The following is a 25359-nucleotide window of genomic DNA, read 5'->3' as shown; positions in this document are numbered from 1 at the left end:
CACTTCAATGGTTTGATTTCCTTAATGATTCTATGACATTTCTAATATTATGCGTAGTCTTAACCCTAGGATATTTTCCATTGACACAGTTAGGCCATCGATTAGGTGTATTAAGGCGAATTTGATCCCTTTTATTTATGTTCTTCATAGAATAATTAGGTATAATGATAGAATACATTATATGTCCACGTTAGATACGGGATGGGGGGAATAAATATGAGCTTTACAATAATCCCAGGGGAGATGCGTACAGGATGAGAAGATCTATTTTATTGATCACACCAGAGAATAACGAAATTAATCGCTTTAGAAAGAAACAAATCAATAATTTTATTCAAATAACCATGCCATATTTAGCGGCCTTTATCGATGAGTCAAAATATGAAATTACCTTAATAGATGAGTATAATCAGAGGGTTCCCTATGATGACTATTTTAGCCTGGTGGCATTAACAGTTAATACATCAAATGCTACCCATTGCTATGAAATTGCTAGGAGATTTAAAGAAAAGGGTTCAAAGGTTGTAATGGGGGGACCCCATGCCACACTATTACCTGATGAGGCTAAGGAGCATTGTGATTACATTATAATTGGAGAGGCTGAGGAAACATGGCCAAAATTTTTAAATGATTTTTATGATAACACCCCCTTAGAGCGTTACTTCTGCATTGATGTGCCATCTCTAGACAATTTACCTATCCCAAGAAGGGATTTAATAGGCAAGAGATATTTTACAAAGGGTGCAGTCTTTGCTACAAGGGGATGTCCTTATCAATGTAGCTATTGTAACTTAAAACAGATCTACTTTGATGAATTCAGGATGCGACCGATACAAGAGGTGATCGAAGATATAAGAAGCATTAAGAGTAAGTACTTTGTATTTTGGGATGATAACTTTTTTGGAGACATAAAGTATGCAAAAATCCTGATGAAGGAACTAAAAAAACTTAATAAAAAGTGGGCTGCCCAGGTTACTCTGGAGAGATGTCAGGATGAAGAACTACTTCAATTGGCAAGGGAGTCTGGGTGTATGTATTTATTTATTGGGTTGGAATCCTTTTCCGAGGAAAGTCTGCAGGGGGTAAATAAAGGAATGAATGATGTAGTGAAATACAAACAAATCATTGATTTAATACATACTTATGGCATATCAGTACAGGCAGGGATTATCTTTGGATTTGATTATGATAAAAAAGATACCTTTAAAAAAACACTGGAGGCTTGCAATGACTTAGGGATAGATGGTGTGACTGTAAGCATATTAACTCCTTTACCTCAAACACCTCTATACCAGCAATTTAAAACAGAAGGAAGGCTATTATCTCAAGACTGGAGGTATTACAATGGAAAAACCACGGTAGCTTATCAACCTAAAAACATGACAGCCAAGGAACTATATGAGGGTTATATGTGGTTTAGAAAGGAATTTTACTCATTTAGATCCATTTTGAAAAGAATGAGAAGGTCTAGAACAAATATAATTCATAATTTAATTGTTAATTTAGGATACAAATTTAGTATTAGGGAAAATGATTTTGGAAAAATTAATGAAGATATCAAGGTAGAACATTATTAACACTAGATATTTTCAACATAAATTTCAAGAACGTATAAATCCAATGACAATAAAATGTTAGGAGAAATAAAAATGGATAACACCGAAAAAATTAGAAAAAAATACGATAGAGTTTCGAAGGTATATGACATACTTGAACAGCCCATGGAAGTTATGTCTCTAAAAAAATCGAGGGTAGAAGTTACTAAGGATTTGAAAGGCAAGGTTTTAGAAGTTGGAGTGGGAACAGGTAAAAACATACCCTATTACCCCAATGATATAAGCATAATAGCAATTGATTTTAGTGATAAAATGCTTGCCAAAGCAAGAGAAAAAGCAAAGAAGCTTAATAAAAAGGTAGAATTAATCCAGATGGATGTGCAGAATATGAACTTTGCTGACAATACATTTGATATGGTATTTACCACTTGTGTGTTCTGCTCTGTACCTGACCCTATAGAAGGATTAAAAGAGATCAGAAGGGTATGTAAACCTGATGGAAAAATAATCATGATTGAACACGTGCGAAGTGAACAAAAGGTATTAGGGTTATTGATGGATATATTCAATCCATTAATAGTAAATCTATATGGGGCAAATATTAACAGGAACACTGTAGAAAATGTTGAGAAAGCAGGTTTTAACAGTGTTCAAGCCACGAACTTGACCGGTGATATTGTTAAAAAGATAATAATTAAGAATCAAAAATAAAACACTATTTCTCTTAAGGAAGCTAATGACAAGACATTAGAAAAATAATTTACAGGGGAGTAGGTAGGGAGAAGTACTTTAATTTCTAAGTGCTATTCCCTATTTTTTTGTGCAAGGAAATCTTGAAAATTCGTAATCAAATCACAAGCTCTCAAAAGATCTCTGTGGGAGTATGTTATCTCCAACAGTAGAAGTAGGAAAAGCCACAAAATGCAATTGTATCATTAGCTTTTCTTAGAATTTGAATCGTAATTCTGTAAAAGGCAATCACTGTAGTAAGGGGTTATCCATTGTGTAGAGGGAAATATTTATAAAAAACCGTATTAATATATATTTGGCATAGTAATTGCATCTATATTAGAGAAACTAACTTTAATCAATAAACCAATGTCACCAACAATGCTAGGAGGCGATAATATGAAAAAGTGGTTTCAGAAATTACTGAAATCCATAGAAGATGCCAATAAGAAGAATTTTGGAGAAGGAAAAATGGATTGTTGTGATTTAAATCAAGATGAAAAACAAAAGACTCAAAACAAAAAGAATGGAGGAAATTAGATGAATCATAATCATGGTGGTAAGAAACATGGGATGTTAATGATGTTATGCTGTTTGATTCCACTGGTGGCTATCGTACTGCTACCTAGATTGGGATTTGAATTAGGACCCATAGGAAGATTTGCACCCTATGCTCTATTTTTAATCTGCCCGATCATGCACATAGGAATGATAGTATTTATGTTTAAAGGAAAAAAGGATGATGGTCAGGGTGTGACAAATCCCAAGGAGCAAAACCAATAAGTAAGGGAGAGTCTCAGGACTCTCCTTTAATCATTTAACATAAAGTGAACGTGGATATGGAATTTGCCTGTTTAATTTTGAAGAGGACTTAATAAAGGAGAGGTGGATGTAGATGAGGAGTAAAAAGATGATTATGGCAATTAGTGTTGCAATGATAGGAGCCATGGTATTAGCTGTGGTCGGATTTGATCTAATAGGACTTCCTCAAAGCACAGTGTCAGAGGAGCAACTAGAGAATAAAGAAATCGAGGGAAATGATGCAGTTGGAGATCAAGAGGATACGAATAATGAAATCATATATGAAGAGGAATACGAAGCAGTAGATGATTTTGATGAAGAATTGTATAAAACAGATATGCAAGGTAGCGTATCCGTGGGAGTCACTTTTCTAAATCCAATAGAAGAAGACAATGATTATTTTAACTTTGGTGTATCATTAAATACCCATTCTGTTGAACTAGATGGATATGATTTAAGTCAAATGACTGCCTTATACCTAGGAGATGGAATCGAAATAACAGAAGGAATCCAATGGACCATGGTAGAAGGTGGAGGGCATCATATTTCAGGTATGTTAAAGATTGAGAGAAAAGAAGGAGAAACAAAATTGGATTACACCGACAAGGAATCGATTCGTTTGGAGATAAAAGATCTAGATGGCGTGGCGTCTAGAGTGTTTGAATGGGAACAGGAGTTATTCTAATACTGATCAGGTGAGGAGCGATAAACAATGAAAAATAACGGTGGGAAAATCAAAGGATTCATTATCCTCATAGGAGTCATCATTCTTATTGGAGGGTATGTTTTATTTCAAGATTCTAGTGAGAGTGGAGTGGTCAATTATTATGCTTATGTTGCAAATACAGAGGATGGAACGATATCTGTGATTGATACGGCCATTGATGAAGTGATTGAAGTCATTAAGGTAGATGAAAAAATCTCTGATGGATTAGCGGTGAATCCTGTCAATGGAGAAATTTATTCAGCAAATTACACTGGAGGTATTTTAATCATTATAGACAGTGAAACGGCTGAAATCACAAGAAAAGTTGATTTAAATAGAAATCTTCACGGGGTTGATATCTCTCCCGACGGCAAGTATTTATACCTTACAAGCGGCGCGTTAGAAGAAGGGGAAGAATTCAATTATATTATGATTTATGATACCCAAAAGCAAGAGGTAGTAAAGGAAATTCAATCTAATTCTAAGAGTCCTTCTCATATTAGCTTTAGCCAGGATGGTAAGTATGCCTTTGTATCTAATGTAATGTCCAATGACATGTCTATTTTAGATACTGAAAAGCAGGAAATCATAAAAACCATCCCCGTTGGGAAGGTACCAAATGAAGGAAAGCCATCCATGGATGGAAAAATGCTTTATGTTGCCAGTTTAATGGATCATGTATTATCTGTTGTAGATATAGAAAAAGGGGAGGAAGTAAATCGAATTCCTGCCGGTAGAGGGACTCATGGGGTTGCTGTAGCAGAAGATGACCAATATGTATGGACTGCAAATCGCAATTCGGAGGATGTCACAGTGATTGAATTGTCTACAAATGAAGTCATCAAAACAATAAAGACAGGTGATATGCCAAACCATGTATTCCAAGTGCCGAATTCCAACAAGATGTATGTATCAAACTTAGAATCAGCAGATATTGCTGTGGTAGATATGGAGACCTATGAAATCATTAAAAAGATAGATGTAGGAAGTAAGCCCCATGAGATTGGATTTTTAGCAAAATAACGGCATATGATACACATTAAATACGACAAGTAATGACTCATGTTAATCATTCTATTAAGGCTAGTAGTCCTTACTTGTCTAAAATAATGCACAATAAAGGGGAGACACAAAACCAATGAAATCAAAACATATATGGATCTATAGTGTGATGGGGGTATTGCTAACCATCGTTATACTACTAACCAGTGTTGAAATTGTCGCTTTTAATTCACAACACTATAGAAGCTCGTTTGAAAAATATAATATAACAGAAGTGACTGGAATGGATATGGACAACCTAGAGTATGCGATGGCAGATTTATTGTCTTATGTAAGGGATGAAAAAGATGTACTAGATACCAGTGCAATTGTAAATGGTGAGTTAAGAGAAGTATTTGGAGAAAGAGAAAGAATGCATATGGTTGATGTGAAGGAGCTGTTTATTAAAGGAAGGGTCGCAAGGAATTTGAGTTTCATCCTTTTGGTTGGATTATCTTTTATATTATTGATTAAGGATACCAAGTGGAAGATGCGATTATTGAAAACCTTAGTCTATACGGCTATAGGCAATATTGCTTTATTAGGGGTATTCTTATTATTACTATATATGGATTTTAATAAGTATTTTACTTATTTTCATCTAATATTTTTTGATAATGACCTTTGGATATTAGATCCACAAAAAGAAATATTAATTCAAATGGTTCCCGAGGGATTTTTCTATGACACATCTGTTAAAATTATAGGGTTATTTATAGGAACGATTACTGCAATAGGTGTTGTAGCAGGGTCATATATACGATTTACAAAATTCAAATCTAGTTAAAAGTCATGCCCAGTCTGGATAATCTGATAGGTACGTATTTAAAAATATAGGATTAATTATAGTATTGATGAGAAGAGGTTGACTATTATACCCCAAGGGGGTATAATGAGATATACAAGGCTATACATTGATAAGGCACAAAAAGCTTATGGATTATTTATAAAACGTTCAAGGAGGGTATATATATGGGAGATATAATTGTTGTTACACTGGTGGCTGGAATGATATTTTTTATGATAAAAAGAGGTGGCTGCTGTGGCGGGCATGGTAATGGAGAGCATGATCAAAGTAAAGAGAATCAAAGCTGCTGTCGTGTAGATAATAAAGACATAAAAGATGAAAAGTAAACCAGAGGGGAGTTTTAAAAATGACACAATCAAATAATATTGAAAAAGCAGTATGGAAAATCCAAGACATGTCTTGTAGTAGTTGTGCCCTTAATATAGAAAAGAAGTTAAAAACAACAAAAGGCGTCATTAGTACAAATGTGAATTTTGCTGGTGAGAAGGCACAGGTAGCGTTTGACAAAGAAAACATTAACATAGAAGAATTAACAAAAATTATAGAAGACTTAGGATATGGGGCCATAGTAGAAACCACAGACAAAGAAACCGAAAAAGTGACCTTAAAGGTGAGTGGAATGACTTGTACATCTTGTTCCAATACAGTAGAAAAAGGCTTGAATAAAATGGATGGGATTACATCAGCAAATGTAAACTTTGCCGCTGAAAAAGTAACCATTGAATATGAACCAAAAAAAATTAGACTGATAGAGATGCAGAAAAAGGTATCTGAATTAGGATATGAATTGAATCTTCAAGAAGAAGAAGATGACGGTATCGATGAAGATGAAATCAAAATCAGAAAAACTGCAAAAACCATGAAGATATCCATTGCGCTGTCAAGTGTCATCATGGGTCTCATGATTATTCATATGTTTGTGACCCCTATCCCAGGATATTTACCTATCGTAGCCCTGTTGGGACTACCGATCATATTCGGTACAGGTAGACATGTCCATGTTGGAAGCTGGAAAGCACTTAAAAATAAAAGTCCCAATATGGATGTTTTAGTGACACTGGGTTCCTTACCCCCTTATTTAATTGGTTTGATGGGCCTTTTCTTTCCATTACAATCATTTATTGAAATGGCTACAACGATTATGACTTTTCACTTAATTGGAAAATATTTAGAGGTTCGGGCAAAAGGTAGAGCTTCTCAAGCAATTAAAAAGCTGCTTCAAATGGGAGCGAAAACAGCAAAAATTATTGTTGATGGAGAAGAAATTGAAGTGCCAACGAAGGACTTACAAGTAGGGGACATCATGGTGATCCGTCCTGGAGAAAAGATTCCTACTGATGGGGTTGTGGTTGACGGTAACAGTTTAGTGGATGAGTCTATGGCCACAGGAGAGTCAATGCCTGTAAAAAGAGAAAAAGGCCATGAGGTCATTGGTGCAACCATCAATAAACAAGGATTATTGAAAGTACAAGTAACGAAAATAGGGAAAGATACCTTCCTATCTCAAGTTGTTAAAATGATGGAGGAATGCCAAGGCTCTAAAGTACCAATACAAGAATTTGCAGATCGTATCACAGGGTACTTTGTACCAGCAATCATTGTGATCACAATTGGTACCTTTATTTCCTTTAATATTTTTCCTGAGTTTCACTTAGGTATCATCAGATGGGGAGCAACCTTTTTACCATGGGTAAATCCTGAATTGACACCTCTGACACTATCCTTCATTACAGCTACTGCTGTTTTGGTTATCTCTTGCCCATGCGCATTAGGGTTGGGAACACCAACAGCATTAATGGTAGGTAGTGGAATGGGAGCAGAGAAGGGAATCTTGATTCGAAATGGTGAAGCAATACAAACATTTAAGGATGTAAAAGCCATTGCCTTTGATAAAACTGGAACCATTACAAAGGGTAAACCAGAAGTAACAGACATTGTACTTGTAAAGGGAGTAGAAGAAAAAGACTTTTTATATTACGCTGGGACCATAGAAAATGGATCTGAGCATCCCCTAGCCCATGCGATTGTAGAAAAGGCAAAAAATGAAAAAATTAAGATAGGAGAAGTAATTGATTTTAATGCAATTGTGGGTATGGGCGTAATAGGAAATATAGATGGAGAACAAATCCTTGTGGGAAATAGAAAATTAATGAAAGAAAACAAGATCTCCTATGAAGCCTATGAACAAGAATTAATTAGATTAGAAGAAGAAGCAAAAACTGCTATGCTACTTGCTAAAGGAAATCAATTATTAGGTGTTGTTGCTGTAGCAGACCCGATAAAGGAAGATTCCGCACAAGCGATAGCAGTATTAGAAAGTATGGGTATTAAGACAGTTATGATCACAGGAGATAATAAGAGAACAGCAGCTGCAATTGGTAAAAAAGTAGGAATTAGCCAAGTCATTGCAGAGGTATTACCAGATGGGAAGGTAGCAGAAGTTGTACGATTACAGGAACAATATGGTACCGTTGCTATGGTAGGAGACGGTATTAATGATGCACCTGCATTAAAACAATCCAATGTAGGAATTGCCATTGGAACAGGAACGGACATTGCCATCGAAGCTGCCGATGTGACATTAGTAAGAGGCGAGCTAAGTGGTATTATATCTTCAATCAAATTGTCTAGAGCTATCTTTAGAAAAATTAAAGAAAATTATTTCTGGGCATGGATCTATAATATATTATTTATCCCAGTAGCGATGTTTGGCTTGTTACATCCAATGATTGGAGCCGCAGCTATGGCCGTCAGTTCATTAAATGTAGTGTATAACTCATTGAGACTGAAAAAAGTGGATATTGAGCCTAGTTTTAAGGAAGCATAGTCATTTTAATCTTGTGTTCGAGAGAATATCATCATTTTAATAAAACATGAAAGCAAACATGAAATTCTCTCTTCATATAAAAATAAAGAAGAAAGGTAGGTGAAAATCTGGCTTAAATAACAAGTACTGTTATCACATACCATAAGCCAGGTGATATTAATGAAAAAGAAAATTACGATTGAAGGTATGAGTTGTGGACATTGTGTTGGACACGTTAATGAAGCCCTGAAAGAAATTTCTGGTGTAAATTCAGTGGAGGTCAACTTAACAGAAAAACATGCTGTGGTAGATCTTGCTCATGAAGTGGGTAATGATAAGTTGAAGGCAGCAGTAGATGGAGCTGGATACCAAGCCATAGAAGTTGTAGAAATATAATATTTTATCCCTCTTTTGATACTATGAATAGAGGTTATATTGAATCATAAAAAGATAGTCGTTTTGCCCTTTAAAAGCAAAGCGACTATCTTTTTTTATCACTAATTTGTTTCCAATATTGCAGTCCTGTCATTCTTATTTTGTACATTGGATAACCACATTTTTTATAATGCTTAAATTAGTACTACAGTTTTCTGATGTTAAACAAATTAGATACTATATACCAAGTTGAAGAGAAGGGCATATGAATAATCCAGTAAAAAACACCTCTTAATCCGTATTCGATTACAAGCTGATACTTGGCGTAATGACTTCGTGCATTTTCAAACCACACTTCCCGAGTAACACCTTCATTATCGCTATATGTCATGAAGGGCTGTTGTACTTCATCATCGTACAGAATAGGGGCATTGTATCTTCTCCCCAAATCCCATACACGAGGAAGTGTAACTGTAGTGGCTAATCCTTCAGGAGTCTGAAGCAATAGGGCATCCCTTTCTTCAATTACTTCACCAATGTGATAAGGTAAACCACAATTAAGACTTTTATTATGTGATATTGATAAGCCTCCTCTATTCTCTTAACAGTTTCTTTTTATGCTGATACTCTTCATCGGATATTTCTCCCTTAGCATATCTTTGGTTTAAAATATCAAGGGCATCATTTCCACCATTTTGGCTCATATAATTTTTATGGTTATTCTGTGATGGTTTGACCAATAAATATATAACCAGTCCTACTAATATAAAGGGAATAAGCATACCAAACCAGCCCATAATTCCATATCCATAACCCATCATACATATCATTCCTTTCTATTACTTTTAGTTTGCAACTAACTGCTTAACTTTATGATTGCATTATTCATTTTCCTTATTATAGCGCTAGAATGTGAAGGGATTATGAAGTATTTAATTTTGATTAAAATTATAGTGAGAACGAAAGTTGGATAATCAAAAATTTCATAATATCGTGTCAAATAGGTAGTGAATTATATGAATTTAACTTGGTATAATACTTGCATTAATTTAGGTGTATGGGTAGAATGAAATTTTAAACGGGTTAATTTGGGAAGAAGAGAGCAATATAGCACAAGACATGGGATGGAAATCAAGGTAAGAGGGAAACTCTACGAATATTAATATTAATAAGTGTTGCAAATACTACAACTCTTGTAGTATTTGCCGTATAAGATTTGTCAGAGAACAATTTTCTGTAAAGGAGGAACATCATGGGTCTAACATACCTTTTAATTGCCTTTATTCAACCAATACTATTATTCACACCGGAAATGGTTACTATTACAGGTGGCAGCTTAGCTTTAGGGCCTTTTAAAGGTTTTATAATAGGTTATCTCGGGATATTAAGTGGTATTATCACTATGTATTTTATGGGAAGATATGCTCAACAAATAATAGTAAAGAGAGTAGGTAAAGAAGAATTATTTGATAAATATACTAGACTAGTTGAGAAAAATGGAGAGGTTATTATTGGGTTATTATTCATTTTGCCAGTACTACCAGATAATATCATATGTGCTGGAGCAGGAGCTAGTAAGGTCTCATTTAAAAGATTTGTATTTATAGCAGCGGTGGCCAAGCTAATAACTACATTTGTATATGCCTACTCTATGGAACTAGTTAATATTCTCCCCATAACAGAGCTACAGCTATTTGTGGGACAGCTGGTGATAGTAATTACCGTAGTTTTGATAAACCACTTAGTTAAGAGGAGAAAGCTAAAAGTAGCTAGCAAACTATTGATCAAATCGACTTAATTTGGTTTCAGTATAGGTAGAAAGAAATAAAACTCTTTTAAAAGAATTTCAAAGTAAATGTTGAGAATGCTACAATTGCTGTAGTATTTACTATACATTAAATTTATATAGTATCAAATGAGAATAGATATCCACAGATTTCAATCTTTTAATGCTCTTGTGCTGTTTAATAAATAACTATAAAAATTAGGAGTGGTATGTATGGATGATACAAATAAAACTGATATTAGGAATGCTGTTCGTGAAAGCTATGGTAAGATAGCTGATGACAAGATAAATGATGCTGGGTGTTGTAGCGATAGTATTAAAATTAAAAATTCTGCAAAAGAAATATCAAATAAAATAGGGTATTCTGATGAAGAAATATCAAATGTACCAGAAGATGCTAACATGGGGTTAGGTTGTGGAAATCCTCAGCTAATTGCAGAGATAAAAGAAGGTGAAATAGTAATTGACCTTGGAAGTGGAGGAGGATTTGATTGTTTCTTAGCATCAGAAAAGGTGGGTCCAAAGGGGTCTATAATTGGGGTAGATATGACTCCTGAAATGGTAAGTAAATCAAGGACTTTATCTAGGAAACATAGGTATATGAATGTAGATTTCAGATTAGGTGAAATTGAAAATCTTCCAGTAGCTGATAATACAGCAGATGTAATCATCTCAAACTGTGTAATAAACTTGTCTCCTAAGAAACAGAGGGTATACAATGAGGCCTATAGGGTATTGAAAAAAGGTGGTAGATTTGCTATTTCTGATGTAGTCCTAATTAAAGAGCTGACAGAAGAAATGAAGCAAGATGAAAAACTTCATTGTGGCTGAGTCACTGGGGCTTCTTCAGTTGAAGAACTAAAAATATATTTAGAGAGAGCTGGATTTAGTAATATCAATATTGAAACTAAAGAGGTATCTAAGGAATATGCTGAGAAATGGGCACATAATTTAAGGGTTGGAGAATACATTATGTCTGCCTCCATAAAGGCGACTAAATTGTAATATTACTATGTAACTGACAAATAGAACTAAATTTCAAAGGAGATAAGCTATGGAATTTCAAATTGAGTCGGAAGCTAAAGCGTATATAGTAGAAAAAAATCAAGCGATTATGATTATGTTATCAAGTATTAGTGGTTGCTGTGGAGGTGCCGCACCAATGGCTAAGGAAGTAAATATTGGCCTTTCAAAGTTGTTTTATTTTAAAAAATTAAATGAAACAAAAATTACATCAATATTTAATTCAATATATTACTTTTTGTCCTATTCAAAATTTCCAATAGAAGCTCTAACTACTACCACAGTTTCAATAGCCTTAGCTTTAATGCCAGAAGAATTAAGAAAGGGTAGGTAGCTTAATCAAATTTGTAAACTAGTGGAAAAGATAATAATTTGAATTTGTAAAAATTGGGTTGGTGCTTTACTAAAGCATCAGCCCTTTATTTAGTACTTGAAATTTTAAACAACGCCCGTTTTAAATTTAAGTACGCCATGAGTCGATGCGATAGCATCAGACGAATTTTATTTTTGGACATTATGGAATATGTGCTACAGTATTTAGCGCAATGTAACCATTTGAATTACATGGCAATATTCTAGGATTGCAAACTGTAAACATATGACTAAAAGCTGGCATGAAAATTGCTTTAATATAAGAATGAGCTCTAAGTAAAATTTCAATAGATGGAAGGATTTTTAAGCTGTGTAGGCTGTACAAGTTGAGATGAATGGGATAACAAACAATATGATAATGAAAATAGAAAGGAAATGATAGTCAGGGTCAAATTAATGGTGAATATTAATGTTGAATATGCTACAACTCTTGTAGTATTTACTATATTATAAGGTTTTTAAAGAATAAAGATAGTGGAAGGAGGGATTAAGATGGGATGCTGTGGAGGCGGGCACAATCATAAACCACAAAATAATACAAATCATAAAGGTCATGAAATTCATGAAAAGCATGAAGTTGAACAGTCAACTACTGGCTCAAATATGATGCTGATTTTTATGATCATTGCAATTGTAGGAGTTGCATGGTATTTTATTCGATAACAAGATGCTGAATATTGAAGCAAGCGGTTAACGAAGTTAAGATTTAATAATTTAAAGAAGTTGGGTGGGTACTTTAAACTATTTAATCATTAAATAGTTTAAAAGGTACCTAACTTCTTTGAATTTGTTTTATTTACTGAATGCGTAGATGGAGGGATACTATGAAATTTCAAATTACAGCGGAGGCTGAGGAGTATATGTTGCAAAAGAATGAATCCATTATGATTATGTTATCAATTATGGGAGGTTGCTGTGGTGGTGCTGCCCCGATACCGAAAGTTGAATTGGGAACGCCAAAAGATTTAACTAGCTTTGAAAAAACTGAAGTTGGAAAAACCATAATTTACTTTGATAAGGGTATTGAGAAAGTTAAAGAAATAAAGATTGATCTTTCAAAGTTGTTTTATTTTAAGAAATTGACTATCGAATTTATTGAATAACTCATTGATGAACGCCCAGGCACGAGGGATGGAGAGAAGGAAGGCATAATATATGCAATAAGCTAATTGAAAAGGAATAGGGTGGGATAGGGATGATAAATACATTAAGGAATGAAAAACGGAGTAGAGAAGAAATCGATACACTAAGGAAAGAGCTGGGCAACAATCTGGAAAAAGAAGCGCTTTTAAGTAGAAACAACCTAGCGTTAAGTCAACAGTTGGACAAAATAATAGTTGGTTATTTAAGAGAATACTGTAATGAATAGCAATAACTCATTTATACAGTGTGATCATGAATATTTAGGCAATGTTATAAATTAAAAATGTTGAGTTTCAATAAATAACATAAACGATACGGTTTTACCCATGAATAGCTCCAACAACACATCCCAATGAAAAATCCTACAATCCATCACTTATATAGCATGAAATCTTATACTAGGTTGTGGGATATTCTACAATGTAAATAAAAAACAACTGATTTTTTTACGAAAGGAGAAAATATTATGAGAAAAACAATTTTAAGTATTTTTTTGACCATTATGTTTGTATCCATGAGTAGCATAAATGGATTTGCCCTTGAACAAGAGAACTTGAGGTTCTCAGATATTCCGGAGTCAGCTTGGTTTGCGAGTTATGTATCAAAGCTTATAGACAGGGGCAGTATCAGCGGATATGAAGATGGAACATTTAGACCAGATAGAATAATTACAAAGGCAGAATTTATAACTCTTGTATTAAATACGTTAAGCAATAAACAAGAAGTTGCTATAGATGGGAATTGGGCTATGAATTACATAACAGAAGCAGAGTCTTTAGGGATTGTAGATAAAGGTGAATTTAAAAATGCTGACTTAAACCAGGTGCTTAGTCGTTTTGAGGCAACTAAAATATTAATGAGTGCTATAGATGAAGCATACCCTCAGGATATTAACCAATATATTGGGCGCATAAAAGATTATGATACGATTCCTAAGATATATGCAGAGTATGTTTTAAAAGCCTATGAGAAAGGCTTGATTTCTGGATATCCTGATGGAGAATTTAAAGGTAATGAAGTTTTAACGAGGGCTGAAGCGTCTATAATGGTGATCAAAATGATTGATAAAGAGGAGAGGAGTACTTTAAGAGAAGTGATAAAGGATTCAAATGAGACGATAAGCATACAGGAAGTACAAGAAGAGGAGAAACGAAAAAATATTATTAGTACTGCTTTAAAATTCACAGGAGTGCCCTATCAGTGGGGAGGGACTTCTCCTTCAGGATTTGATTCTTCAGGATTTATTTGGTATGTTTTTCGAGAAAATGGGATTGACATACCTCGAGTTTCTTCGGATATATATAATTCTGGTAAACCAATTGCAAGAGAAGAACTACAACCTGGTGATTTAGTATTTTTTGAAGGGTATATGTCTGGACCTTCCCATGGAAGTATTTATATCGGAGATGATCAATTTATTCATTCTCCCTCTACAGGAAAGGCAATTGCCATAGACAGTTTGAGTGATCCATATTATTGGGGACCTAGACAGTATGGGGCGCTGAAAATCCTCTAATAATTAGATACTTAAAAAAGAGGAAGTGGAAAATATCAAAGATAATTTTGGCATCAAAATTGCAACATTATTTAAATCGGAAGGAGGAAGATCGGATTTATTACAATTTTGTTTAACTAATGGATTATAGGGCATAGAAAATGTGTGAGATACAAAAGTTGAAAATATAGAGGATAAGTCTGAATCAGAACTGGTAGACACAAGGAGGGAATATATGCATTTTTTAGATCAGTATGCCTATGGTTTATGGGGATCGGTTTTATTTAATATCGTTATGTTTGGGGGATTTGTCTATTTAGCCTTTAGACCTCAAACGAAGAGAGATTGGAGAACATTAGGTGCCTTCACTTCATTTATGGTGGCATTATTCGCTGAGATGTTTGGATTTCCTCTTACAATTTATATATTAACATCTGTTTTGGGAAATCGGTATCCAGTGTTAGACCCTTTTACTCACCTGAACGGGCATTTATGGGTGGCCTTTGCTGGAGGCTCGCAGAGTGTGTATGCTATATTGCATCCCCTGAGCAATATTTTCATCTTTGCGGGGCTAATGATTATCGTTGTAGGATGGCGGGGAATACATGGTGGTAATGGAGAACTGGTGACGGGTGGTATTTATCGCCTGGTAAGGCATCCCCAATATAGTGGCTTTATGGTGATGATCTTGGGATTTCTGATTCAATGGCCTACCATTATCACTTTAGTGATGGCACCGAGTTTATTAATTATGTACAGTAGGTTAGCAAAGAAAGAAGAAAAAGTAATGATCACTGAGTTTGGAGAAGCATATTTACAATATAGAGAAAGGGTACCAGCCTTTATTCCTAAAATGAGAACCAAGGTAAGTGAAGAACAGATATGATCTTAAATACCAGCCTTTACAGAAAATGTAAAGACTGGTATTTTGCGTTGAGAATAGACTCTTTATCAGAAAGAGAAACTATGGGAAAACGTGTTTAGAGGTGATTGAAAATGACCAGTTACATCATTATGCTTTTTTGTGCTATTGGAATCATTATCGGTTTTTTATTGTTCTTTTATTATTTACGACGGGTAATAAAAAGAGATAAAATTAAATAATATGCTTGTGAGTGAAAGATTGACTAATACCTTAATATTTACTTGAAGTAGGGGCTAACCACAGTAAGGTAATTTTTTTGCGGAATAAAAAACACAAAATCCATAAAACAAATGTCCCATTACACTATAAATAAAAACAATTATTGTATAATAAAATATAAATCTTCATGAGTTCTTCATAAGTGACGGTTATAATAAGGGTATATTAAGTCGAGAGGAGAATGACAATGAAGAAAAGGATAATAGTTATAACAAGTATTGCAGCAATTACAGTTGCTTCTATAGGAGGAATGGCCTTTGCTCAAAGTAATAACGAGTTTGTAGCAGAAAATAGACCAGTGGCAATTACAGAACAAACAACTACGAACCAAGGAGCTATAGACCAGGGAATTGCAGAACAAAAAAATGTAGAGCAAGGAGATACAGGTATAAGGAGTAATACCAGCTGTCATGGTGATGATAATATGATCGAAATCATGAAAGAAAATGGTTTTGAGGATATGGCGGTGTATATGGAAGAAGGTAATTTTGAAGCAATGAATGAACGCATGAACAATTTATCAGAAGAAGACTACGATAATATGCTTCAGCTGATGAATGAAAATGGATACGGAAATATGGCTCAAATGATGGAGTCTATTGGTAGAGAAGGTATGCTTGAAATGCATCAATCCATGAATAACGGAAAAAATCATCATGCTGGAGGCATGGGACGTATGATGGGAAACTTTTAATCATTAAATAATATACTTTTAGCTGATGTCCAATATTGAAAAATATTGGACATCGTAGTATTGTTGGAGAAAACCACTCATGTTGAGGTGACGATATGGAAGCGAATAAGAAAAGGGTACTCATAATAGAAGACGAAAAAAACATTGCAGATGTCATTAAAGCATATTTACAAAATGAAAAATATGAGGCTATTGTGACACATAACGGTAAAGAGGCTATTAGCATTTTTCAACAGCAGTCATTTGATTTTGTCATATTAGATTTAATGCTACCGGATCTGTCTGGTGAAGAAATTTGCAAACGGATCAGACTACAGTCTCAGGTTCCAATATTAATGTTAACTGCAAAGGTAGAAGAAAGTGATCGGATTTATGGACTAGACATAGGTGCTGATGATTATATGACAAAGCCCTTTAGTCCCAAAGAACTTGTGGCCAGGGTGAGGGCAATAATGAGAAGAACCAATAACGAAGGCCTTAAGGCTCATCTCATTGAGCTAAATGGAGGGGATTTAAAGGTTGATCTAAGGGACATGGAGACCTGGAAAAAAGATGAACTAGTGGAATTAACTGCAACGGAATTTAAATTACTTTCTATTTTCATTCAAAATAGTGGCAAGGTATTTAGTCGTGATGAATTGGTTGTAAAGGTATTAGGCTATGATTATGTCGGCTATGATCGGACAATTGATGTTCATATTAAGAATTTAAGACATAAAATTGAGTGTGAATATTATAAATACATTGTAACTGTCTATGGTGTTGGATATCGGTTTGTGAAGGTGTCATCATGATCAACAAACTAAGGACACGACTGACACTATTAATATTAGGAGGAACAATCTTCTCCATTTTGTTAGTCAGTATTATCACAAACTTTACATTATTTAATCGATTTGACCAGTATAGAAAAAGCGAGCAAGAAAACCAATTAGAGGAAGTCATCCAGTTAATCACGGAATCGTATCGTTTAAATGAAGGTTGGACACAAAATGCATTAGATAACATCTTAGTTTCACCTTATTTAAATCAATTCGATCTGCTTATTAAAGATGAAGACGGGAAGGTTATATTGAATCATGCCATGGGAGCAGGTATGATGATGAATCATAACCTAATGATGAAAAGAATGCGTGGACGAACGCAATCACCTATGGTGAATAATGGACTGACAGATGAAGATTATCAGGTTCAAACATATCCATTGATAGTAGATAATAGAGGTATAGGGAGTGTAGACATTGGCTATGTAGGACCCTTTACGGTATCTGAACGGGATATTGAATTTACCCGCGGCATGAATAAATCAATTATGTATGCAGCCATTATTTCTATATTAGTAGCACTAGTCTTAGGACTTTATTCAGCCAAGAGCTTTCTTAAACCAATTTTATTGATTACAGAAGGTGCAAATAATTTAAGGAATGGAAAATTAGATAAAAAGGTGGAAATTAATAATCAGATTGTGGAACTCCAGCAGCTTTCCCAGTCGATTAATCACTTGGCGACATCATTAGAGGAACAGAAGACATTACGAAAGCGATTGACCTCAGACATTTCCCATGAGCTGAGAACGCCTTTGACCATATTGCAAAGCCATATTGAAGCGATTAGTGATGGCATTTGGGAACCCACAGAGGAGAAGTTAAGTATATGTAAAAATGAAGTCAACCGATTGATTAAGCTAGTAGCTGAATTACAGGATTTAACGGATATCGAAAAACATCAAATTTATTTGCAATTGGAGAATTCCCAGATATCTAAGGTCATTGATGAAGTGCTTGATGGATTTGAATATCAATTTAAACAAAAGCAGATTACCCTTGAACGAGAGATTCAAGGTGGGATCAATATTGATATAGATCAAGATAAAATGAAACAGATCGTGATCAACCTCTTATCTAATGCATTGAAATTTACAGATCATGATGGCACGGTTTCTGTATCATTGAAAGAAGAAAAAGATGGCGTACGCCTAACCGTAATAGACAATGGAATTGGGATAGAGAATGAAGATATTCCCTATGTATTTGAACGATTTTATCGAAGTGATTTATCAAGAAATAGAAGTACTGGTGGGGCTGGAATTGGATTAACCATTACTAAATCACTGGTAGAGGCTCATCAAGGCATGATATTTGTTGAAAGTGAAAAAGAGAAGGGGACAAAGTTTACAGTCATTTTGCCTCGATAAAATGTGTATGATACTAGCAAGACTGCTTCATGGAGCAAAATGAACTTCCCTATTGTCATTAGGAGGTTAATTTTGCTTTTTTTATTGAATAGACACTAATTTTGTCGATTTTGGTATCAAACTTGCAATAATACTTTATAAAGCCTTATAAAATGAAGGACAGTATAAAAAACGAAATTATTTCATAAAATCAGCGTATTAATTGATACGATTACTGTATCTTATGCTACAGTAGTAGGAGAAAGGAAATGATGAACAATGCCAACACTCATCTGTGTTATATTATCTATTTTGATATATTTTGTTATGGTGGAACATATAAAAGGAAATAATGAAAAGCTAGAGGAGTCAGTTACCTGTAGTAAATGTAACCATGAAGCGCATAATTCTTTTGAATTTTGTCCTGAGTGTAACGAAAAGCTAAAGGAGGCATGCCATGCATGTCAAAAGGAAATCCATAGAAATTGGCGGTACTGTCCCTACTGTGGGGATGTAAAAGGGGTTGAGGAGTAAGTGAAGGAAAACAGAAGGTCTTTATGGATGATTATTCTCTTGATGATCTGGATTACAGGATTTCATTATTTAACCCAATCAAGGGACTGGGAGTTACATGATTTTTTTAGAAGGTTATATTATTTACCCATCATTATTGGTGCTTTTAAGTTTCGATTAAAGGGCGGGTTGATCTTTTCTGTTCTTGCGGTTCTCATCTATTCTCCTCATCTTATCATCTATTTTGGAGAGGTTAATATAGGTGTGATCAATCAGTTTTTAGAAGCCTTAATGTTCGTCATCGTTGGATTGATTACTGGATACTTAGTAGAAGCGGATTATCAAGCGCGCAAATCATTGGAACAACAAATTGTCAAAGTGGTAAATCTAGAAAATTATACTCATAATGTGTTAGATAGCATCGATAGTGGGGTCATAGCCTTTGATTATAGGGGAGATTTCAAGTCTATTAATCGAAGGGCGGAGGTCATTTTTAGTAATAAAGAAGAAGTAAATCAATTCATTGGAGAAAAAAATCTTCTCAATGACATTAATAGAGTCATTCAGCAAAAGATCAAATTTGTTGAAAAAGAAATTGATTATTGTACTAATGAAGATCAGGGGCTACATCTAAAGGCAACCATTTTTCCAATAGAAAACATTTCAAGGGTAATTGAAGGAGCTGTTTTGGTGGTACAGGATGTGACAATGGTGAAAAGGCTAGAAGGGCAAGTCAGGCGAGGGGAACGATTAGCTGCTGTTGGAGAGTTGGCTTCCGGGATTGCCCATGAAATTCGAAACCCACTGGGGATCATTAAAACCATTAGTCAGACCATTAATAAAGAGGTAGAAGATGAGGAAATAAAGGAAGGCTTAGAAATTATTGAGCATGAAATTGAACGGGCAAATAAAGTGGTTCAAGGACTGTTAGACTTTTCGAAACCCAATAAAGTAAAAATTGAAAAAATCAATCTGAACAGGCTATTAGACGAGCTTGTCATGATTACACGTAAATTTGCTGAGCAACAGGACGTAGCTATTGAACTTTCAAATATGAATGATGCTTATGAAATTGAGGGCGATTCTGATAAATTAAAGCAAGCTCTGATCAATATCATATTAAATGGAATTCAAGCCATGGAGCAAGGTGGAAGACTAGAAATTTCCTTGAAAAAGACAGAAAAAGAAGAGTCTGTGATCACTTTTAAAGATGAAGGAAGAGGAATTGAAAAGAGAATAGTCGATCAAATTTTTAATCCTTTCTTTACAACAAAGGAAAAGGGTACGGGCTTAGGCCTCTCCATTACCCATAGAATTATTGAAGAACATCAAGGGAGCATTGAAGTAACCAGTGAAATCAACAGGGGGACAGAAATTGGAATTAGACTGCCATTACTCAATCAGGAGGGGAATTTTAATGAATAAAATATTGATCGTAGATGATGAGAAAAATATGAGATGGGCCATGAAGAAAGCACTCAAGACCGAAGACTATCAAGTGTTTGAGGCAGCCAATGGACAGGAAGGTGTTGAAAAGTTCCAAGAGCTTCAACCTGATTTAGTACTGTTAGACCTTAAAATGCCTGTCATGGATGGTTTAGAGGCTTTGCAGAAAATGAAAGGAATAGATGAGCATATACCTGTAATTATGATTACTGCCCATGGGACAACGGAGTCCGCAGTTGAAGCAATGAAATTAGGGGCAATCGATTATATTTCAAAACCCTTTGATATAGAGGAATTAAAGATTGTGATCCATAAAGCCTTACAGGTGAAGGGGTTACAGGATAAAGTAGACTATTTAAAGGAAGAACTTCAAAGCCAAACTGGAAAAACCATCATAGGAAAAAGTGAAAAGATGGAGGCAATATTAAATATTGTTGACCGAGTGGCTCAAACAAATGCCACAATACTAATCCTAGGTGAGAGTGGAACGGGAAAAGAGGTCATTGCCAATGCAATTCATTATAACAGTGGCCGAAGAGAGGGTCCTTATATTAAAGTGAATTGTGGGGCGATTCCAGAGAATCTTATTGAAAGTGAACTCTTTGGGTATGAAAAAGGTGCTTTTACTGGAGCCACAAACCGTAAAATAGGTAAATTTGAACGAGCAAAAAACGGAACGATTTTTTTAGATGAAATAGGAGATCTCAACCTAAACATGCAGGTCAAATTACTTCGGGTGCTACAAGAGAAGGAATTTGAGCGAGTTGGGGGAAATGAAAACATACAAGCAGATGTAAGGGTCATTGCTGCCACCAACCGAGATTTATATAAAATGGTGGAAGAGGAGCGCTTTCGAGAAGATCTTTTCTATCGACTTAATGTTATTCCAATTGAGCTACCAGCCCTCAGGGAACGTCAGGAGGACATTCCTTTATTAATTGAGTACTTTATTGACAAATATAGCAGTGAAATTGGAAGAAAAAATATGACCATAGATGATGAGGCAAAGGAAAAGCTCATTTCATACCAATGGCGTGGGAATATTAGAGAGCTGGAGAATGTCATTGAACGAATGTTGATTTTATCCGCCGGAAATGTCATTAGTAAGGAAAATTTACCTCCTGAAATTTTAAGAGAAAAAATTCCAACAAAAGATTTTGCTCTTCCAGATGAAGGCCTTTCAATAGATGATCTGGAAAAGGACCTCATCAAACAAGCCCTAGAAAGAACAAACCACAATCAAACAAAGGCAGCACAATTATTAGGCATGAGCCGACACACATTACTTTATCGGATAGAAAAGTATAATCTGAAAAAGTGAACTTGATTCAGCCGGCGAGGTATCACAGAATTAGGCGAAAAGACCACTACACATAATCAAAAAGATAGCAGCTCTTTATAAAGAGCTACTATCTTTTTTGTATAAAAAGAAAGTCTACATCTCAATTCTTAAACTTGGCATCAATATTGCATATATAAGTTGTAATGAATTTTGTAATGGACATCGTAGTGAGAGGAGAATGAAAATGGTACAGTTATTTAGCATAGGAGGATTTAATATTCACCTATTTGGGATTACAATTGCAATTGGAATGATAGCGGGAATGTCAGTGATGTTAAGAGAGGGGAAACGCAAGGGACTCAATCAAGATAAGATAATGGATCTAGGTTTATACACAATTATTGCCGGGGTAATCGGGGCTCGACTCAACTATATACTAGCCTTTAATTTTTCCTATTATTTAGAGCATCCTAGGGCAATCTTTATGCTTCAAGAGGGCGGTCTTTCAATACAAGGCGCTTTAATCGGTGGAGCTCTATTTGCTTTTTGGTATATGAAAAAGCATAAGATCCCTATGTGGCAGACAGCCGATGCATTTGCACCGGCAATTATTCTAGGGCAAGCAATCGGTAGAGTCGGTTGTGACGTATTTGGAATTCCTATGTCAAGAGCATGGTTTTGGGGTGTGGAAGTAGGGGCACAATTATTACATCCAGCTCAAATCTATGAAGCAATTTTAAATTATATTTTATTCCTTGTACTCTGGAATAAACGGAAAAGCATTAAGTACGATGGACAGATTTTCATGATGTATCTAATTGGTTTTTCAATTAACCGCTTTGTGATTGAGTTCTTTAGAACAAATCCAATGGTTGCAGGGCCAATATCAATTGCACATGTCTACAGTGTTTTAATCATTATGGCAACATTGGTAGTGATGAACTGGCTAAAGAAAAAGCAACAAAAGACACAATCAACTGTGGAAAATCCTACAGTGCATGATGGAAAAATAGAATGGACTGCTAATTTCATTATTGGGGCGGCTATGATTGTTTCAGTGATGTTTTACTATTGGATTCATTCTCTTTAAGAGTTGAGAAATTTATCTGGGATAGCCTATGTAAATGTAAGGAGGCGCTTAACAAATGAAGAATATTGTACGGATTCTACTGACAATTTTGCTGTTAGTGACAATGGGTGGGGCCTTTGTATTTGCTGCAGAATTGGATGAAGAGCCAATTATTGAAAGAGCAAAAATTTTAGAGGTAGAAGAAGTAGAGGAAGGTTATAAAGAAGAAGTGGATTTTTTCGATAGTACAATTGTGAAGTTAGAAATATTATCTGGAGACTATAAGGGACAAGAGTTTGAAATTCTTCATAGTTTGTCTGGTAATTTAGCCTATGATATTGATGTCAGTCCTGGTGATCGTGTATTAATTACGATTGAAGAACTTGATGGAGAAGTAGCAGTATACATTTCCGAATATGCAAGGGATACCTATATTTATATTGTATTGGCTATCTTTGTAGTGTTATTACTTTTACTTGGAGGTTTCAAAGGGCTGAAAACAATTATCACTTTAATACTAACCATTGGACTAATTATGAAAGTATTACTTCCGGGGTTACTGGCAGGATATAGTCCAATATTATTGAGCATTGGCATATCAATAGTGGTAACAATATTTACGATTTTAGTTGTTGGAGGAAATAATAAAAAAAGCTATGCTGCTATTATAGGGGTGCTGGGAGGCGTCTTTGTGGCTGGGCTCATCGCTTATTTCGTAGGAACAAAGGTCAGATTAACAGGCTTATCCTCTCAAGAGGCCATGATGCTAATGTATATTCCACAGGGAATTGAATTTGATTATAGTGGGCTATTATTTGCTGGGATTATTATGGGAGCCTTGGGAGCAGTAATGGATGTAGGAATGACGATTGCATCTTCAATGGAAGAAATTAGATTGGCTAATCCAAATATGACAACGCAAAAACTGATTGTGGCAGGGATGAATGTAGGAAAAGATGTTATGGGAACCATGGCTAATACGTTGATATTGGCTTATACAGGTAGCATGATCCCACTACTACTATTGTTTACGGCCTATGAAGATCCCTTTACACGAATCATCAATCTAGATTTAATTGCAACAGAAGTGATTAGAGCTTTAGCTGGAAGTATCGGATTGATTCTATGCATCCCATTGACGGCCTTAGTGGCGGGATTATTAAGAGAGAAGTTTGGTGATGATAAAGTAAAAGAAGAAGCAAAATAGTGTGAGATTTCCTACACTATTTTGTTTTAAATCATGTGGACATTAAAGAGCAATGTTAATTGGAGGAGATACTGTGAAAAATGAAGTAATCAAGTGTCCTAATTGTCACGACACTACCATCGGAAAAATATCCAAGGCTACTTATTTTTGTAGCAATTGTTGTTCGGAAATTGTTTATAGAAAAGATGAAGTCTATGTATATAAGCATAATGAAGATGGAAGGATGATTGATAATTTAAAACTCAGAGGATTTGAATATTGAAATTTTAACAGTGAATTTTAAAAGGAGTGAAACATATGGAAAAAATTGGTGTAGTTAAGGAGGTAGGAGAAGGTATTGCAACCATAGAGATTCAAAGAGTAAGCGCCTGTGGAGAGAGTTGTGCTTCCTGTAAAGGAGGATGTACGCCTACCGCAACCTATGTAAAAGCTACCAATGAAGTAGGAGCTCAAGTGGGGCAGTATGTAAAGCTGAACATGGAAAACAAAAAAGTGTTAAAGGCTGCCTTTTTAGTCTATATGGTACCTTTAATTGGCATGATTTTCGGTATTGGACTGGGAATTTGGATTGGAGAGCTTCTATCCTACGAAGGCATGGAGGAATTAATTGGAATCGGAGTGGGTTTTATATTTTTAATACTAGCTTATTTTGGAATTAATCGAATTGATAAAAGGATTAGAGATAAAAATGAGATGCGCATTGAAATTACAAGTGTTATTTATTAATGAATGATTTTCGAAGTGAAAAAGATAAAGGAAAATTTCTTATGTGAGAATAAGAATTATCCTTTATCTTTATTTACAGGACATTTAAGAAATAGTGGGGGGAAGGGGTCTAACCTTGGAGAACTCTACTGGGCAAGAGATTAAGTAATTGATTGCAAATATTGTGAAAAAGAAGGAGTATTATGTAGGAAATGATTGTAGCATGTAATGATTTGTGATATTATGTTATATAAATATAGGCAAATAGTCCTGATTAAATTGAGTATACATACTTAAAAGTAGTAATGGTACTTGAAAATATATAATTGTATATTAGTAAAGGCAAAACCATTGAAAGATGGTGACGCAAAGCCACGAGTCTAAGTCGTTATACGATATGATAGTCGGGTTGCCAATTGAGTTTATATTTGATAAAAAGTCGGCAACCACAGGTTTGCCGATTTTATTTTTTGTAATGATAGAGT

30 protein-coding genes and 1 riboswitch are annotated in these 25359 nt (G+C 34.9%); of the genes, 28 read left to right on the top strand and 2 right to left on the bottom strand.

Annotated features, from left to right (window positions below; all coding sequences use genetic code 11):
- Nucleotides 1–254: 254 nt before the first annotated feature.
- The 10 genes from AMET_RS16125 to AMET_RS16090 all read left to right on the top strand — a co-directional run bounded on the left by AMET_RS16125 (nucleotide 255) and on the right by AMET_RS16090 (nucleotide 8843).
- On the top strand, nucleotides 255–1577 hold the full coding sequence (locus AMET_RS16125; RefSeq protein ID WP_012064382.1) for a B12-binding domain-containing radical SAM protein: 1323 nt from the start codon (nucleotides 255–257) through the stop codon (nucleotides 1575–1577).
- A 72-nt stretch (nucleotides 1578–1649) separates the two neighbouring features.
- Complete coding sequence (locus AMET_RS16120) at nucleotides 1650–2267, top strand: class I SAM-dependent methyltransferase (RefSeq protein ID WP_012064381.1); 618 nt, start codon at nucleotides 1650–1652, stop codon at nucleotides 2265–2267.
- Nucleotides 2268–2684: 417 nt separating this feature from the next.
- On the top strand, nucleotides 2685–2825 hold the full coding sequence (locus tag AMET_RS26300) for an LDCC motif putative metal-binding protein (protein WP_085938811.1): 141 nt from the start codon (nucleotides 2685–2687) through the stop codon (nucleotides 2823–2825).
- Nucleotides 2826–3068: a DUF2933 domain-containing protein gene (locus tag AMET_RS16115; RefSeq protein ID WP_012064379.1), complete on the top strand. Its 243-nt coding sequence runs from the start codon at nucleotides 2826–2828 to the stop codon at nucleotides 3066–3068.
- A 112-nt stretch (nucleotides 3069–3180) separates the two neighbouring features.
- Nucleotides 3181–3771, top strand: coding sequence for a hypothetical protein (locus AMET_RS16110; protein ID WP_012064378.1), 591 nt, complete (start codon nucleotides 3181–3183; stop codon nucleotides 3769–3771).
- A gap of 27 nt (nucleotides 3772–3798) precedes the next feature.
- Nucleotides 3799–4815, top strand: coding sequence for a YVTN family beta-propeller repeat protein (locus tag AMET_RS16105; protein ID WP_012064377.1), 1017 nt, complete (start codon nucleotides 3799–3801; stop codon nucleotides 4813–4815).
- A gap of 115 nt (nucleotides 4816–4930) precedes the next feature.
- Nucleotides 4931–5620 carry a TIGR01906 family membrane protein gene (locus AMET_RS16100; protein WP_012064376.1) on the top strand — a complete coding sequence of 230 codons (690 nt, stop codon included), beginning with the start codon at nucleotides 4931–4933 and terminating at the stop codon, nucleotides 5618–5620.
- A 185-nt stretch (nucleotides 5621–5805) separates the two neighbouring features.
- On the top strand, nucleotides 5806–5967 hold the full coding sequence (locus tag AMET_RS26295) for a hypothetical protein (protein WP_012064375.1): 162 nt from the start codon (nucleotides 5806–5808) through the stop codon (nucleotides 5965–5967).
- 20 nt (nucleotides 5968–5987) lie between these two features.
- A complete protein-coding gene (locus AMET_RS16095; protein ID WP_012064374.1) occupies nucleotides 5988–8468 on the top strand; it encodes a heavy metal translocating P-type ATPase in 2481 nt (826 codons plus the stop codon).
- A gap of 159 nt (nucleotides 8469–8627) precedes the next feature.
- Entirely contained in the window at nucleotides 8628–8843 is a 216-nt protein-coding gene (locus AMET_RS16090) for a heavy-metal-associated domain-containing protein (protein ID WP_012064373.1), read from the top strand.
- 184 nt (nucleotides 8844–9027) lie between these two features.
- On the opposite strand, the gene AMET_RS16085 is transcribed toward AMET_RS16090, so the two are convergent.
- The gene (locus AMET_RS16085) at nucleotides 9028–9327 is read right to left on the bottom strand and encodes a glycoside hydrolase family 18 protein (protein ID WP_041720937.1); all 300 of its coding nucleotides are present in this window, start codon (nucleotides 9325–9327) and stop codon (nucleotides 9028–9030) included.
- A gap of 88 nt (nucleotides 9328–9415) precedes the next feature.
- Nucleotides 9416–9643 (bottom strand): SHOCT domain-containing protein, encoded by a 228-nt coding sequence (locus AMET_RS16080; protein ID WP_012064372.1) that lies wholly within the window; start codon nucleotides 9641–9643, stop codon nucleotides 9416–9418.
- Between the two features lie 431 nt (nucleotides 9644–10074).
- On the opposite strand from AMET_RS16080, the gene AMET_RS16075 reads away from it, so the two are divergent.
- From AMET_RS16075 to AMET_RS16000, 18 genes are all read left to right on the top strand, one after another.
- The gene (locus AMET_RS16075) at nucleotides 10075–10620 is read left to right on the top strand and encodes a VTT domain-containing protein (RefSeq protein WP_012064371.1); all 546 of its coding nucleotides are present in this window, start codon (nucleotides 10075–10077) and stop codon (nucleotides 10618–10620) included.
- A gap of 201 nt (nucleotides 10621–10821) precedes the next feature.
- Nucleotides 10822–11613 (top strand): arsenite methyltransferase, encoded by a 792-nt coding sequence (gene arsM / locus AMET_RS16070; RefSeq protein ID WP_012064370.1) that lies wholly within the window; start codon nucleotides 10822–10824, stop codon nucleotides 11611–11613.
- Nucleotides 11614–11662: 49 nt separating this feature from the next.
- Nucleotides 11663–11965 carry a CC/Se motif family (seleno)protein gene (locus AMET_RS16065; protein WP_012064369.1) on the top strand — a complete coding sequence of 101 codons (303 nt, stop codon included), beginning with the start codon at nucleotides 11663–11665 and terminating at the stop codon, nucleotides 11963–11965.
- A gap of 530 nt (nucleotides 11966–12495) precedes the next feature.
- Nucleotides 12496–12666, top strand: a complete 171-nt coding sequence (locus AMET_RS25890; RefSeq protein WP_157047273.1) for a hypothetical protein — start codon at nucleotides 12496–12498, stop codon at nucleotides 12664–12666.
- 161 nt (nucleotides 12667–12827) lie between these two features.
- Entirely contained in the window at nucleotides 12828–13106 is a 279-nt protein-coding gene (locus tag AMET_RS16060) for a CC/Se motif family (seleno)protein (RefSeq protein ID WP_012064367.1), read from the top strand.
- Between the two features lie 92 nt (nucleotides 13107–13198).
- Nucleotides 13199–13372, top strand: a complete 174-nt coding sequence (locus tag AMET_RS25110; RefSeq protein ID WP_012064366.1) for a Spo0E family sporulation regulatory protein-aspartic acid phosphatase — start codon at nucleotides 13199–13201, stop codon at nucleotides 13370–13372.
- Between the two features lie 240 nt (nucleotides 13373–13612).
- Entirely contained in the window at nucleotides 13613–14662 is a 1050-nt protein-coding gene (locus AMET_RS24450) for an S-layer homology domain-containing protein (protein WP_012064365.1), read from the top strand.
- Nucleotides 14663–14876: 214 nt separating this feature from the next.
- Nucleotides 14877–15527 carry a methyltransferase family protein gene (locus tag AMET_RS16050; RefSeq protein ID WP_012064364.1) on the top strand — a complete coding sequence of 217 codons (651 nt, stop codon included), beginning with the start codon at nucleotides 14877–14879 and terminating at the stop codon, nucleotides 15525–15527.
- 445 nt (nucleotides 15528–15972) lie between these two features.
- Entirely contained in the window at nucleotides 15973–16479 is a 507-nt protein-coding gene (locus AMET_RS16045; RefSeq protein ID WP_012064363.1) for a hypothetical protein, read from the top strand.
- Between the two features lie 95 nt (nucleotides 16480–16574).
- Complete coding sequence (locus AMET_RS16040; protein ID WP_012064362.1) at nucleotides 16575–17273, top strand: response regulator transcription factor; 699 nt, start codon at nucleotides 16575–16577, stop codon at nucleotides 17271–17273.
- Nucleotides 17270–18673, top strand: a complete 1404-nt coding sequence (locus AMET_RS16035; protein ID WP_012064361.1) for a sensor histidine kinase — start codon at nucleotides 17270–17272, stop codon at nucleotides 18671–18673. The genes AMET_RS16040 and AMET_RS16035 overlap by 4 nt, the downstream gene beginning before the upstream one ends.
- A gap of 258 nt (nucleotides 18674–18931) precedes the next feature.
- A complete protein-coding gene (locus tag AMET_RS16030) occupies nucleotides 18932–19186 on the top strand; it encodes a zinc ribbon domain-containing protein (RefSeq protein WP_012064360.1) in 255 nt (84 codons plus the stop codon).
- Nucleotides 19187–20590, top strand: a complete 1404-nt coding sequence (locus AMET_RS16025) for an ATP-binding protein (RefSeq protein WP_157047272.1) — start codon at nucleotides 19187–19189, stop codon at nucleotides 20588–20590.
- Nucleotides 20583–21932 (top strand): sigma-54-dependent transcriptional regulator, encoded by a 1350-nt coding sequence (locus AMET_RS16020; RefSeq protein ID WP_012064358.1) that lies wholly within the window; start codon nucleotides 20583–20585, stop codon nucleotides 21930–21932. Before AMET_RS16025 ends, AMET_RS16020 begins: the two co-directional genes overlap by 8 nt.
- A gap of 205 nt (nucleotides 21933–22137) precedes the next feature.
- Nucleotides 22138–22983: a prolipoprotein diacylglyceryl transferase gene (lgt, locus tag AMET_RS16015; RefSeq protein WP_012064357.1), complete on the top strand. Its 846-nt coding sequence runs from the start codon at nucleotides 22138–22140 to the stop codon at nucleotides 22981–22983.
- 55 nt (nucleotides 22984–23038) lie between these two features.
- Nucleotides 23039–24169, top strand: a complete 1131-nt coding sequence (locus AMET_RS16010) for a YibE/F family protein (RefSeq protein WP_012064356.1) — start codon at nucleotides 23039–23041, stop codon at nucleotides 24167–24169.
- Between the two features lie 73 nt (nucleotides 24170–24242).
- Nucleotides 24243–24431 carry a hypothetical protein gene (locus AMET_RS16005; protein ID WP_041720932.1) on the top strand — a complete coding sequence of 63 codons (189 nt, stop codon included), beginning with the start codon at nucleotides 24243–24245 and terminating at the stop codon, nucleotides 24429–24431.
- Between the two features lie 35 nt (nucleotides 24432–24466).
- The gene (locus AMET_RS16000; RefSeq protein ID WP_012064354.1) at nucleotides 24467–24895 is read left to right on the top strand and encodes a SoxR reducing system RseC family protein; all 429 of its coding nucleotides are present in this window, start codon (nucleotides 24467–24469) and stop codon (nucleotides 24893–24895) included.
- 310 nt (nucleotides 24896–25205) lie between these two features.
- Nucleotides 25206–25291, top strand: a riboswitch (cyclic di-GMP riboswitch).
- Nucleotides 25292–25359 lie beyond the last annotated feature (68 nt).

Source organism: Alkaliphilus metalliredigens QYMF, from assembly GCF_000016985.1.
GTDB classification, from domain to species: Bacteria; Bacillota; Clostridia; order Peptostreptococcales; family Natronincolaceae; genus Alkaliphilus_A; species Alkaliphilus_A metalliredigens.
Note: the sequence above shows the minus strand (reverse complement) of the source record. Positions and strands in the feature narration are given on the sequence as shown.

What these genes read in the sequence shown, in the direction of transcription:
- AMET_RS16125 (WP_012064382.1), top strand. Translation starts at nt 255, where the DNA reads ATGAGAAGATCTATTTTATTGATCACACCAGAGAATAACGAAATTAAT.
- AMET_RS16120 (WP_012064381.1), top strand. Translation starts at nt 1,650, where the DNA reads ATGGATAACACCGAAAAAATTAGAAAAAAATACGATAGAGTTTCGAAG.
- AMET_RS26300 (WP_085938811.1), top strand. Translation starts at nt 2,685, where the DNA reads ATGAAAAAGTGGTTTCAGAAATTACTGAAATCCATAGAAGATGCCAAT.
- AMET_RS16115 (WP_012064379.1), top strand. Translation starts at nt 2,826, where the DNA reads ATGAATCATAATCATGGTGGTAAGAAACATGGGATGTTAATGATGTTA.
- AMET_RS16110 (WP_012064378.1), top strand. Translation starts at nt 3,181, where the DNA reads ATGAGGAGTAAAAAGATGATTATGGCAATTAGTGTTGCAATGATAGGA.
- AMET_RS16105 (WP_012064377.1), top strand. Translation starts at nt 3,799, where the DNA reads ATGAAAAATAACGGTGGGAAAATCAAAGGATTCATTATCCTCATAGGA.
- AMET_RS16100 (WP_012064376.1), top strand. Translation starts at nt 4,931, where the DNA reads ATGAAATCAAAACATATATGGATCTATAGTGTGATGGGGGTATTGCTA.
- AMET_RS26295 (WP_012064375.1), top strand. Translation starts at nt 5,806, where the DNA reads ATGGGAGATATAATTGTTGTTACACTGGTGGCTGGAATGATATTTTTT.
- AMET_RS16095 (WP_012064374.1), top strand. Translation starts at nt 5,988, where the DNA reads ATGACACAATCAAATAATATTGAAAAAGCAGTATGGAAAATCCAAGAC.
- AMET_RS16090 (WP_012064373.1), top strand. Translation starts at nt 8,628, where the DNA reads ATGAAAAAGAAAATTACGATTGAAGGTATGAGTTGTGGACATTGTGTT.
- AMET_RS16080 (WP_012064372.1), bottom strand. Translation starts at nt 9,643, where the DNA reads ATGATGGGTTATGGATATGGAATTATGGGCTGGTTTGGTATGCTTATT.
- AMET_RS16075 (WP_012064371.1), top strand. Translation starts at nt 10,075, where the DNA reads ATGGGTCTAACATACCTTTTAATTGCCTTTATTCAACCAATACTATTA.
- AMET_RS16065 (WP_012064369.1), top strand. Translation starts at nt 11,663, where the DNA reads ATGGAATTTCAAATTGAGTCGGAAGCTAAAGCGTATATAGTAGAAAAA.
- AMET_RS25890 (WP_157047273.1), top strand. Translation starts at nt 12,496, where the DNA reads ATGGGATGCTGTGGAGGCGGGCACAATCATAAACCACAAAATAATACA.
- AMET_RS16060 (WP_012064367.1), top strand. Translation starts at nt 12,828, where the DNA reads ATGAAATTTCAAATTACAGCGGAGGCTGAGGAGTATATGTTGCAAAAG.
- AMET_RS25110 (WP_012064366.1), top strand. Translation starts at nt 13,199, where the DNA reads ATGATAAATACATTAAGGAATGAAAAACGGAGTAGAGAAGAAATCGAT.
- AMET_RS24450 (WP_012064365.1), top strand. Translation starts at nt 13,613, where the DNA reads ATGAGAAAAACAATTTTAAGTATTTTTTTGACCATTATGTTTGTATCC.
- AMET_RS16050 (WP_012064364.1), top strand. Translation starts at nt 14,877, where the DNA reads ATGCATTTTTTAGATCAGTATGCCTATGGTTTATGGGGATCGGTTTTA.
- AMET_RS16045 (WP_012064363.1), top strand. Translation starts at nt 15,973, where the DNA reads ATGAAGAAAAGGATAATAGTTATAACAAGTATTGCAGCAATTACAGTT.
- AMET_RS16040 (WP_012064362.1), top strand. Translation starts at nt 16,575, where the DNA reads ATGGAAGCGAATAAGAAAAGGGTACTCATAATAGAAGACGAAAAAAAC.
- AMET_RS16035 (WP_012064361.1), top strand. Translation starts at nt 17,270, where the DNA reads ATGATCAACAAACTAAGGACACGACTGACACTATTAATATTAGGAGGA.
- AMET_RS16030 (WP_012064360.1), top strand. Translation starts at nt 18,932, where the DNA reads ATGCCAACACTCATCTGTGTTATATTATCTATTTTGATATATTTTGTT.
- AMET_RS16020 (WP_012064358.1), top strand. Translation starts at nt 20,583, where the DNA reads ATGAATAAAATATTGATCGTAGATGATGAGAAAAATATGAGATGGGCC.
- lgt (WP_012064357.1), top strand. Translation starts at nt 22,138, where the DNA reads ATGGTACAGTTATTTAGCATAGGAGGATTTAATATTCACCTATTTGGG.
- AMET_RS16010 (WP_012064356.1), top strand. Translation starts at nt 23,039, where the DNA reads ATGAAGAATATTGTACGGATTCTACTGACAATTTTGCTGTTAGTGACA.
- AMET_RS16000 (WP_012064354.1), top strand. Translation starts at nt 24,467, where the DNA reads ATGGAAAAAATTGGTGTAGTTAAGGAGGTAGGAGAAGGTATTGCAACC.